The following is a 10,750-nucleotide window of genomic DNA, read 5'->3' on the forward strand; positions in this document are numbered from 1 at the left end:
AACCGCACGCAAACCATAGTACTCGTCCTGTCGAATCGGATCGTACATATGATCGTGACATTTCGCACAACCAACGGTGATCCCCAAAAAGGCCTGCGACGTATGTTTCACTACATCGTCCATCCACTGATCCCGCACGGCGTGATAGTTACGCGCCAGGAATCCTGTCGCACGTAGCGTGTCCCAGTCATCGGGTTTCACTTCGTCAGCAGCCAGCATTTCGACCAGCATCTGATCGTAACCTTTGTCGGCACTTAATGATTCAATAATCCAGTCCCGCCAATGCCAGATATGTCGCTGGCTTTCGCGCAGCGCATCTTTATAACCGGCCCAGTCGCTGTACCGCCAGACATCCATCCAATGTCGTCCCCAGCGCTCGCCGTACGCAGGATGCTGCAGTAAGTGATCGACAACATCTTCATAAGCCCGCGGATTCGTTTTGCTGTCTTCCAGAAACTCCCGAATTTCCTGCGGCGTCGGATTCAATCCGATCAGATCCAGATAAACACGTCGCAGCAAAATTGCAGGCTCCGCTTCACCGGACCGCTTCAGTCCCATCTTATCGTGACCGGCGGCGATGAAATGATCGATGGGGTTCCGCGCCCAGTCCGCCTCTTTGACCAGTGGAACATCAGGACGTTTCACTGGTTTGAACGGTTTCCATGCATATCGATTTTGATACTCTTGAAACTCTGCCGTCAACGTCTTCAGTTTTTGAACCGCAGCCGCATCCGGAAATTTCGTTTTATCACCGGGAGCGGTTCCAACCAGAATTTCCTGCAGATTCGAAAAACCATCCCCGTCCGCATCTTGCTCGGCGAGTAATTTCAAACGCAGCGCGATCTCGGGATCGCGTTTTTCTTCAATCAGTTTTTCCCCTGCAAGCCGCAACTGTGTCCCAAACGGATTATGCGGGAAGTCGTCCAGCGACTCCGCGTCCTCGGCATGTTTGCCCACGTGACAGGTGCTGCACGAATTCATGCTCTCGGAAAGATAATTTCCAAAGTAGCGGGCAAATGCTCGGCGGTTCGCAGGATTCGCCCCGGCGGGCGTGCAGATCCCACAACTCAGCACCAGAAACAGCACAGTCACAACTCGTCTGTTCAAACCGTTCATATTTTAACCATCGGAGTGCTACGCAATTGCAGTTTAAAAAAGATGCCACAAAAAGACGCAGATAAATCAGGGTTATCGAATTCGGTACCGTGAGCAAAACAGCTCACATCGCGGGCAAGATTCAGGGTAGGAGAACGAAGCATCCTGTTGAAACATATCTCTTCAACAGGACCCACGCATCAATAGAATAGCATATCAAATTTTCAAGGAAATGCCAGAGAAAACTGCTCCAGGAGACAGTTACCCGGTTTAACATCCGTATTCTTCAGTTCACGGTTTTCTATGAAGCCATCATTGAAGTCAGAACGTAATCACCGACCCCGTCCGCGCCGACTCCGTCGCCGCCGCCATCCAGGCCACAGCAGCACACGACTCCGCCGGTGTAATCCGCTGCGGCGCTTCGCCTCTTCGTACACAATTGGCGAAATAACGCAGTTCTGCCTGCAGTATGCCAAAATAGCTGCCGAACGGGCGCGGCCAGTACATCGTGTCCGGCAGCTTGACGCCTTGTGTATCGTGGATCGCCAGACCGGCTTCGCCGCAGTTGATATACAAAGCTCCTTCGGTACCGATGATTTCCATTCGCGCGTCGATCGTATACGGAGTCGTTTCCGGCAGGTGCCAGACCGACTCGACCACCGCAACCGCACCGTTATCCAGTCGCGCAATCGACCAGCCGGCATCCGGATACTTGTTCTTTCCCGGGTGCACTTCCTGCGCATACACCGTGGACACCTTCGCCTGACTGAACCAGAGCATCAGGTCTGCATCATGAATGCCGTCCCCCATCAGAGCCGAGATATCGTCGAGTACCATCTCTCCGATCGCTTTCGACAGATTACGTCGTGCATACATCGAAATAATGTTTCCAATCCGTCCCTCCTCGATGGCCTGTTTCGCAATCGTGACCCGCGGGTCGAAGCGGCAAATATGACCAACCATAAAAAAGCCGTCTGCTGTTTGGGCGGCTTCCATGATCTGCTCACAGTCAGCAAGCGTCGGTGCCATCGGTTTTTCCAGCAATACATGCTTTCCGCTTCTCAATGCGTCGATCGCAATATCGCGGTGATCATTGATGTGCGTGGTAATGCTGACGACATCAATCTCGGGATCTTCCAGCAGTTCGTGATAATCGGTGTACCGCCGTTTGACGCCCAGACGATCGCCCACTTCATTCAACCTCTCAGGCCGGCGCGTACAGAGTGCCGCCAGTTCAATCTCCGGCATCTCAGCCAAATTGTCGGCATGAACTTCGCCAAACCACCCCAGACCAATCACAGCCCAGCGAACTTTGTTTAATTGACTCATGATAGCACTCCGGTTGTAGTAGGGATTCAAAAGAATCATTTTCCGTCAATTAATAAGTCGCGCCTACCTGGGTCATTTAAACAATGGCACCTTGTTCGCGCAGTGTTTTACGCAATAACGTAACATCAACTTCACGTGGCTTCACTCCTTGCTGAATCGAAAGGCTCGCCGCGGTTCCAGCAGCCTGACCGGTCGCGTAACACGGCGGAATCACACGGGCGGAAGCAGCTCCTTCATGGTCGGCTGAAATCGGTCGACCGGCCACCAGCAAATTATTCACCTGTCGCGGCACGAGACAGCGATACGGAATTTCATAGTGGTCGGCGTGAATTCCTTCCAATCGGCCCCGCGGACCCTGCGGGTCATGAATGTCAATCGGATACGAACACTGGGCAATCGAATCCTCGAACTTGTGTCCTTCGAGCACATCCTGACCATTGAGCACGTAGTCTCCCAGTATGTGGCGCGTTTCGCGGACGCCAACCTGCGTTCCTGTTGCAATCAACTGCGCGTTTTCCAGGCCGGGACAGTGTGAACGGAAAAACCGAATCAATTCCCACGCCTGACGTCGCCCCTCAATCTCCGCCCGCGACAGATCATCGGGGTTAGTCCCGTCCACATTCTGCACGCGTGTCGAATTCACCCGCCACTGTCCGGGAGTAGGTTCGCGATAGAGATTCAGAAATTCGCGTTCCAAAGTCCATTCGCCACGCTCTCGGGCCTCTTTCACGATGCACTCAAACAGTCGCTCGCCCGGGTGCAGTGTTTCATGTTCCCGCATCCAGGCTTCCACACGCGCGTCATCCACATTGCCTATCGTCAGAAACATCGTGACCGGCATCATCTTGCCGTCTTCACGCCGGCCCATTTCAAACGGCGCCCCTGCCTTCGCGGCGATATCGCCGTCACCCGAAGTATCGATCACGACTTTGGGACGCAGCAGTCCCAAGCCTGCCTTATCAAGGATAATAATATCGCTAATCCGTTCTCCGTCCATCACTACATCAACAAACGAAGTATGAAAGCGAATTTGCGCCCCGGCATCACACACCATTTCCAGCGTCGCCATCTTCAAAGCTTCAACATGAAACGGGGTCACGTTAGCATGCCCCAGTTCGATAAACGATGCCCAGGCAGAACCCGCTTCGGTTGTCGCAGGATCAACGGCCCCTCCCATCGCGACCATGCGATCAATCACTTCCTGAAACAGCCCGGCCACAAGCTGGCGTTTACCGTCCGGGGTATAAGAAGTCATGAAAGGACCGACCATCCCGGCTGTCGAAGTTCCGCCGAGGAAACCATATCGCTCGACCAATACGGTCGACGCGCCATTCCGGGCAGCCGCTGCAGCAGCAGCCACCCCGGCGGAGCCGCCGCCAATCACAGCGACATCAACGGTGGCACGTAACGGAATCTCCCACGTGCAACTGATTGTTTCCGGCATATCCGACATGCGTACCGATCCCTCTGAGGTTATTGCGATCTCTTAATTTCATTAAAAAATAGCAATAGTCACTCAGAGTCGCAACGCAGCGATGGTTATGTGCTGTTCGATAAGGCAGCACTGCCAACCTTAAGGTTCGAAGATCGAAAAACTGCCATTCTGACCAGCACAGATCAAACACGAACGCCCCATGTCAATGGTGGTCAGATTGAAGGATTACAAGACAAAAACCAATGGTTTGCACGTTTCGTAATCGCCATTGAAAATAATCAGCACCAGGTGCACAGAGTAACCACGCCGCTTGACGATAGTAATACAGTACCCATCGTTGACAGGACGCCAGCTCGATAACGACGCTCAATCTCACCGATATTGTGACGAACGACCGCTACAGGTTGAAAAATCTAACGATCGAGTCTCTGATGATCCTGTCCTGCATAATAATCCGGGGGACGATATACGCTGTTTTTAATGCTAAAGAAACGGTAGATAAATACTTGATGCCTCAGCTCTTGAAATCAGATCTTAACGGATCGACGTAGACAAATGGTCTGACCAGAGATAGAATCAGAACAATCAATAATCTCCATCCGCACAATATATCTCCCCCTTACCCGGCGTCGATGGACGCTGTAGTAATCCCACCCTGGAGTTGGTTATGCTTAATATTTTTGATGATTCTTCCAGCAAGTTCTGCAATCAGGTTTCGCGCCGGAATTTCATTAAAATCGGAGCATTTGGCCTGGGCGGTCTTAACTTGCCTCAATTACTTAAAGCAGAACAACAGACGGGTAAAATCAATTCACATAAATCCATCATCATGATCTACCTGCCGGGCGGTCCACCGCATCAGGACATGTATGATATTAAGATGGACGCGCCAGTTGAGATTCGCGGCGAATTCAGTCCCATCGCGACCAATGTCCCTGACATTCGCATCAGCGAACAGCTTCCACGGATTGCACGGCTTGCTGATAAATGTGTCTTTGTGAATTCGCTTGTCGGATCAATCGGCCAACACGCATCGTTTCAATGTATGACCGGACACAGCTCAAACAACCAGCCAGCCGGCGGTTGGCCCGAGTTGGGTTCTGCTCTCTCACACCTGAAAGGCGATCCCCGGGCGACCTCACCCGCATATGTGAACCTCTCGCCTCAGATGCAGCACACACCTTACAACTTTGGGAAAAACAGCTTCCTCGGAATGTCACACACACCCTTTAACCCGAATGGTGAAATGAAGGGCGATATGACACTCAACGGCATTACCCTGGATCGCTTGAAAGATCGCAAAAGCCTGTTGCGAAGTTTTGATCAGTTCAGGCGTGATGCAGATAATAGTGGTGCGATGCAAGGGCTCGATTCTTTCAACGAACAGGCTTTTGGTGTTCTCACCTCAGGACGATTGGTGGAAGCCCTTGATGTTTCGAAAGAAGATCCTGCGGTTCGCGATCGCTACGGAAAAGGAACCTCCAGAAAACAAGGAGACGCTGCACCGCGACTGAATGAGCAGTTTCTTCTCGCACGCCGTCTTGTTGAAGCCGGGGCGCGCGTCGTGACTTTGAGTTACAGCTTCTGGGACTGGCATGGTAGCAATTTCAAGCATGCCAGAGAGAACTTCCCCGATTTCGATCAGGCAATCACAGCCCTGATTGAAGACTTGCACCAGCGTGGTATGGCGGAAGACACAACAGTCATCGCCTGGGGCGAGTTCGGGCGTACGCCGATGATTAATAATAATGGCGGCCGCGATCACTGGCCGCGAGTTTGCAACGCTTTGCTCGCCTGTGGCGGCATGAAAACAGGCCAGGTCATCGGCACTACGGATCGGCTGGGCGGCGAGGCGGAAAATCGTCCCGTCCATTTCCAGGAAGTCTTTGCCACGCTCTATCGTAATATGGGAATTGACGTGCAGCAGGTAACTCTTCCCGATCACGCCGGTCGACCTCAATACCTCGTCGATAGCGGATACCATCCTCTTCCTGAAGTCATCTGAAATTCTCAATTTTAAATTAATACCACTGCAGTGAACTATCATTTATACCAAAAGGCCTTCGTCATACGACGAAGGCCTTTTTCTTTCTTCGAAAACGAGTTCTCCAGGCAATATCAAATTGCCTTTAAGAACTAAATCGGACTCCCATTCAAAATGAAGTCCGACAGGGGATCATTCAGGCCACCCGGGGTACCGATGAACCCGAAAGAAGTCGTACCACCGGCAGGAATGTCCCTGTTCCAGGATGCGCCACGAATGACGTAGGTATTGCCGATGTGCGAAATGATCTCGGCATTCCAGATGTCCGTGATGTCACCCGCGAACGTGAACTGCAGCGTCCACCCTTGCCAGGCGTCACCACTCTCGTTGCTGATCTCGATCGCTCCCTGGAACCCGCTGTTCCAGTCATTCACCACAGCAAAGTCGACGTCAGCCATCGGTGCCGGGGCATCGTTGTCCTGAATCGAACCGCTACCGATAACTGATGACAGCGTGGCACCGACCGCCTGTTCGAGCACGACCTGGAACCCTTCAAGTGATTCGATCACAGTGTCACCCAGAACGGAAACCGAAATGGTTTTCGTAGTCTCCCCTGATTGAAAGACCAGTTGGCCACTTACTGCCTGGTAGTCCGCACCGGCAATCGCGGTGCCATCCTGAGTATGGAACTGTACCAACACCGGTTCGGTGCTCGGCTGATCCAAAGAGACGGTAAATACAGCTTGTGAACTACCGCTATCACCTTCCGTCACAGTCACATTATTGATGGAAATTTCAGGAATGATCACAACAAAAGGCTCGACGGTAATAAGCACAGTCGTCGTGGTAGTGATACTGCCTGACTCTGAAACCGTCGTGTAGACAAAACTGTCATCTCCAGAGAAAGTATCAGCCGGCGTGTAAGTAAGCGTGCCGTCCTGATTGTCGACGACCTGCCCATGATCCGGCTGCGTAAATGACTGTAATGTCGCGTTCCCCCCCAGTGAGGACGAGGGACTGATATAGTTCCCTGACATTACCAGCATGCTCAACATCGAAACTGTATCAGCATAGTAATTCGAGTGCGTCGTTGCGACACTGTCGAAGACAGAGTTGAGCCATGCCTGGTCTCCCGCATCTGAACCAGTCATGGCAGAGACGCCTACCGCTGCCCGGAAGAACGGATCGCTCCAGTTATTCAGCGGCGTTCCATCCAGTGCATAACCGCCCAGAATCTGTGACGGATTCCCTCCCGAAGACTGCTGAAAGAATTCGGACAACATCTGCGCCTGAGTCGTGGAGACTGCATCGCCGCTCAAAACGGCATCCGTGCCAATCCGCCAGGGATCACGTCCCGCGTTGTACCAGTAATACTGATCATTGGCTTCCAGAAACCCCGAGGGAGCAGGAGAAACAATGCCGGTCACCGGATCGACGATTGCAAAGTCGGGAACTAGTCCGGTTCCCGACTGCTGTTGCAATTTCGTCATCACAGCCTGTGTGGCAATGATGACTTCGTTCCAGACACCGGTCTGCGTGGCCGCTTCAAATGCCCTGAAGTGACCGTACATGAAATCGCTGGTGCGGGTCGTCCATTGATTGTATTGGCTGCCATTCGGATTGACCCAGTCCCCGAGCATGGGGAGATGGCTTTCCGGCCCGATGGTCGATTCATAAATGGCGTTGATAATCGTAATCGCTTCCTGACGATAGTTGATCGCACCATCACTGCCCCATTGGGCATCGGCTACTAACAGGGCATAAGCAATATCTGCATCCCCGTCGAAGGCGCTGTTATTTCCGGAAGGATCCGGCTGCGCCCAGTCCACCAGATCAGGATTCCCCTGGCTGGGATTCGCACGCGAATATTGGAACAGACCATCAAAAATCGCCCGGGCATTCGCATCATAGCCATCCAGATGCGCCAGAATCAACATGCCGTAACCCTGCGCTTCGGAAGTAGTCCGTCCTTGTGAGTTCATGATAACCCGGTAGCCGTTGCCGCCGGGATCGACACGCAGCCAGTCCGACTTCCACTGGTTATAGTAATCGCTCACGACTGCATCGAGTTGCGTCTGCGTGTATTGGTTGGGAAACAGAGTCCCGTTCACATACTGCTGCACATGACTGGCGAAATCCGGGTCGCCGGCAGACGTCCCAATCGCAATCGTGACGGGCGTTTCGAAGGGGGTTGTGACTGTCACGTCTGCCGTCTCGTTGGAAACGTCATCATTTAGAATTGTGTTGGTGGCAGACGAAAGACTGTCATCCAGAGTCGCACCCACGGGAGTGCTGAGCGTCACATAAAACTGCTCATCGGATTCGACCTGTGTATCTCCATAAATGCGAACCGTAATCGTCTTCGAAGTCTGTCCCACGGCGAATGAAACCTGTCCGCTGGTCGCTTCGTAATCCTCGCCGGCGGTGGCCGTTCCATTCGATGTCTGATAGTAAACCGTGACGGTCTGTGTCGCTGGCTCAGAAAGCGAAACCGTTAACGTCGCCAGAACAGATCCACTCCCCCCTTCGGTGATGGTCGCTCCGCTGATGCTCACGACTGGCTGCACTTCATCAGGAGGATCAACGACAACATCGAGTGAAACAGGATTCTGATAGTACTCCTGCACTTTCGTAATCCACCAGTAATCGTCCGTGGGTTCACTGCCAATGGAATCGGTACTGATTCCGACGCCGGCCCCAAAGAGAATCTGCCGCACACCGGCGGCACGCGCTTCTTCTATGTGCGAGCCCCAGGTGATGGTAGTTCCTGAAACGGTCAACTTGTCATCCCCAAAATCATTCGTCGAAAAGTAATCCAGACGATCGCCGGTCGCCGTGAACGTATCTCCCAGGAAGAACGTGGGGGCAGAGTCCTCGTACTGACGTGTCGTATTGGTCAGTGGATCAAAGGTGCCGCTCTCGTCGTACGGATTATCGGCGAGGCTGTTGTTGATGTGGCCGACGGGAAGCTGCCAGAGGATCATTTCGCGATCCGTCGTTTCCGTGAGTGTCTGGACAATCAGCAGATAATTATTCCAGTGATCGCTGTTCCAGAACCAGGTGCTGGCCTCCGGGTTGCTTGCCGCGCCATTCTGCGCTCCCGCATCCAGGCCGTATTTATCGAGGGAGATGAAGTCTGCCCCGTAGCTGAGGATGCCTGCATCCATGTAATACTCGGCAATCAGTTCGGCTTCGCGAGCAATCGCGGCGCGCCCCGCTTCCACACCCAGCGTATCCGTCAGGTGCACAATTCCGGTTCCAGGAATCGGCGTTTCGATGCCGGTTGAAGCCCAGAGATTGAATTGCCAGCCGAACTCCACGTTCGGAGCGTAACTGCTGATCGTGTAATTAATCGCCTGAATGAGCCCTGTTACCGTGTTGTCGAACTGCGGATCGACGCCTTCCTGCAACACGCCGCTGCTATAGGCTGCGCTCGTCATCGCAGAAATCGCATTGGCTGGCGCCCCTGCGTTCTGCATCAGGTAACCGATGAAATCGGGTTCCAGGATCATCTGCACCAGTTCTTCACCGGCTTCGGTACGGATGACATCCAGCGCGTACTTCAGATCCTGGAAGTAGCTTTCCATATACGACTGACTGCTGATGTGCTCGAGATTCGTCGTATAACTTTCGCCGCCGTCCGGGATGTTATAGTAAACGAACTGTGGAATCATTCCCAGTTTCAGACTTTCGCGGATGTAGCTGCTCACGCGATCCGGGCCCCAGCTGCGCCAGCCGCTAATCGGCCCGCCGTTGAGATAGATATAACGCGAGTCGACATATTTGTTGGTCAACGGATCACTGCTGTCAAAGTCCTGCCAGAATGCCAGATCGCCGGCAGTGTCTTCGCTCACTGAACCGATCGTGACGTAATCTGGCAGCCCCGGCAGTTCTCCCTCTTCCGTGCGCACTCGAATCCCGATGTAACGGTCTTCACCGGTTTCGGCATCGGTAATCCGCACAGAGGCCCTGCCCGCTTCGAGACCGGTGATCCGCAACGTATTACCGTTGATGATCTCGGCGTGCACCACCCGTGAGTTACTGGTTGCGACGCTGAACTGTGTTGACGCGCTGGAGGAAGTGAGCGTGTAATCGACGGTCGTCTGATCGATGGTCGCCTGTAAGGCTTGCCCTGTCACGTCGACCTCTCCGATGCTGATGAGACTGGCGCCGCCAGCCACATAGACGACTTCATCGCTCAGAGTTGATCCGCTCGCATTGCTGACCTCGACCTGATAACGAAAAATACCGTAGTCTCTGTTCGTGATGTGCAGGCTATCTGTTTGAGGAGTCGTATTGCCCGACAAAGACGCCTCGTAGATCAGTTCGCCATTCTCGTATAATTTCCATTGCGCCGCAGGTGCCCCTGCATACAGGTTGAGGTTCACTTGAAAGCCCCCCGCACTGAAGTCTCTCAGGACGCTCACGCTGGGCTTATTCGGCACACCCACCACGGGATCGGGATCAGGGGTAGGGTCAGGATCAGGGGTGGGATCCGGATCGACCGGGCTGCCACTAACTTGAAAGGAGAATCCGGTTGGCTCGCTGTTCGCTCCGGTGGCAACAAAGCCAATCGCCAGCGACTCGCCCGCATCCAGTGTATTATCCCAACTGGGAGGCGTGATCCGATAACGACCACTGCCCAGATTCTCGACCTTGGCGTTCCAGAGTGACTGAATATTGCCGCTATAGTCAAACTCAAGTTGCCAGTTCGTATAGGCAGTCGATTCATCGTTCGTAAGTGTCAGGCTGGCCGTGCGTCCGGAGCCCCAGTCTTCTTCGACCTGAAACTGGACATCGGGTGCGTCAGCCAGCGGATGGGCTGCGAGCATTGCGCGCACCTCAAGTGCTTCAAGCGAATCCATGTTTCGCGACATTTTGGCGCGAGACCGCCGCGGAGTAGAGAG

5 protein-coding genes are annotated in these 10,750 nt (G+C 53.5%); 1 reads left to right on the forward strand and 4 read right to left on the reverse strand.

Features of this window, described 5'->3' with window-relative positions; genetic code table 11:
- From Q0294_RS09595 to Q0294_RS09605, 3 genes are all read right to left on the reverse strand, one after another.
- Positions 1-1,116 (reverse strand): DUF1549 domain-containing protein (locus Q0294_RS09595; protein WP_299463968.1); only part of this gene is annotated, 1,116 nt, incomplete at its 3' end.
- A gap of 300 nt (positions 1,117-1,416) precedes the next feature.
- Complete coding sequence (locus Q0294_RS09600; RefSeq protein ID WP_299463971.1) at positions 1,417-2,424, reverse strand: Gfo/Idh/MocA family oxidoreductase; 1,008 nt, start codon at positions 2,422-2,424, stop codon at positions 1,417-1,419.
- Positions 2,425-2,500: 76 nt separating this feature from the next.
- The gene (locus Q0294_RS09605) at positions 2,501-3,877 is read right to left on the reverse strand and encodes an FAD-dependent oxidoreductase (RefSeq protein ID WP_299463974.1); all 1,377 of its coding nucleotides are present in this window, start codon (positions 3,875-3,877) and stop codon (positions 2,501-2,503) included.
- A gap of 649 nt (positions 3,878-4,526) precedes the next feature.
- On the opposite strand from Q0294_RS09605, the gene Q0294_RS09610 reads away from it, so the two are divergent.
- Entirely contained in the window at positions 4,527-5,864 is a 1,338-nt protein-coding gene (locus Q0294_RS09610; protein WP_299463977.1) for a DUF1501 domain-containing protein, read from the forward strand.
- Positions 5,865-5,995: 131 nt separating this feature from the next.
- Here the strand turns inward: Q0294_RS09610 and Q0294_RS09615 are convergent, their stop codons facing one another.
- The gene (locus Q0294_RS09615) at positions 5,996-10,675 is read right to left on the reverse strand and encodes a glycosyl hydrolase family 8 (RefSeq protein ID WP_299463980.1); all 4,680 of its coding nucleotides are present in this window, start codon (positions 10,673-10,675) and stop codon (positions 5,996-5,998) included.
- Positions 10,676-10,750 lie beyond the last annotated feature (75 nt).

This window comes from uncultured Gimesia sp. (genome assembly GCF_937919775.1).
Classification (GTDB): Bacteria; Planctomycetota; Planctomycetia; order Planctomycetales; family Planctomycetaceae; genus Gimesia.

Bases quoted from the DNA above. Each gene is read 5' to 3' on its own strand.
- Q0294_RS09600 (WP_299463971.1), bottom strand. From the start codon at position 2,424: ATGAGTCAATTAAACAAAGTTCGCTGGGCTGTGATTGGTCTGGGGTGG.
- Q0294_RS09610 (WP_299463977.1), top strand. From the start codon at position 4,527: ATGCTTAATATTTTTGATGATTCTTCCAGCAAGTTCTGCAATCAGGTT.
- Q0294_RS09605 (WP_299463974.1), bottom strand. From the start codon at position 3,877: ATGTCGGATATGCCGGAAACAATCAGTTGCACGTGGGAGATTCCGTTA.
- Q0294_RS09615 (WP_299463980.1), bottom strand. From the start codon at position 10,675: ATGCTCGCAGCCCATCCGCTGGCTGACGCACCCGATGTCCAGTTTCAG.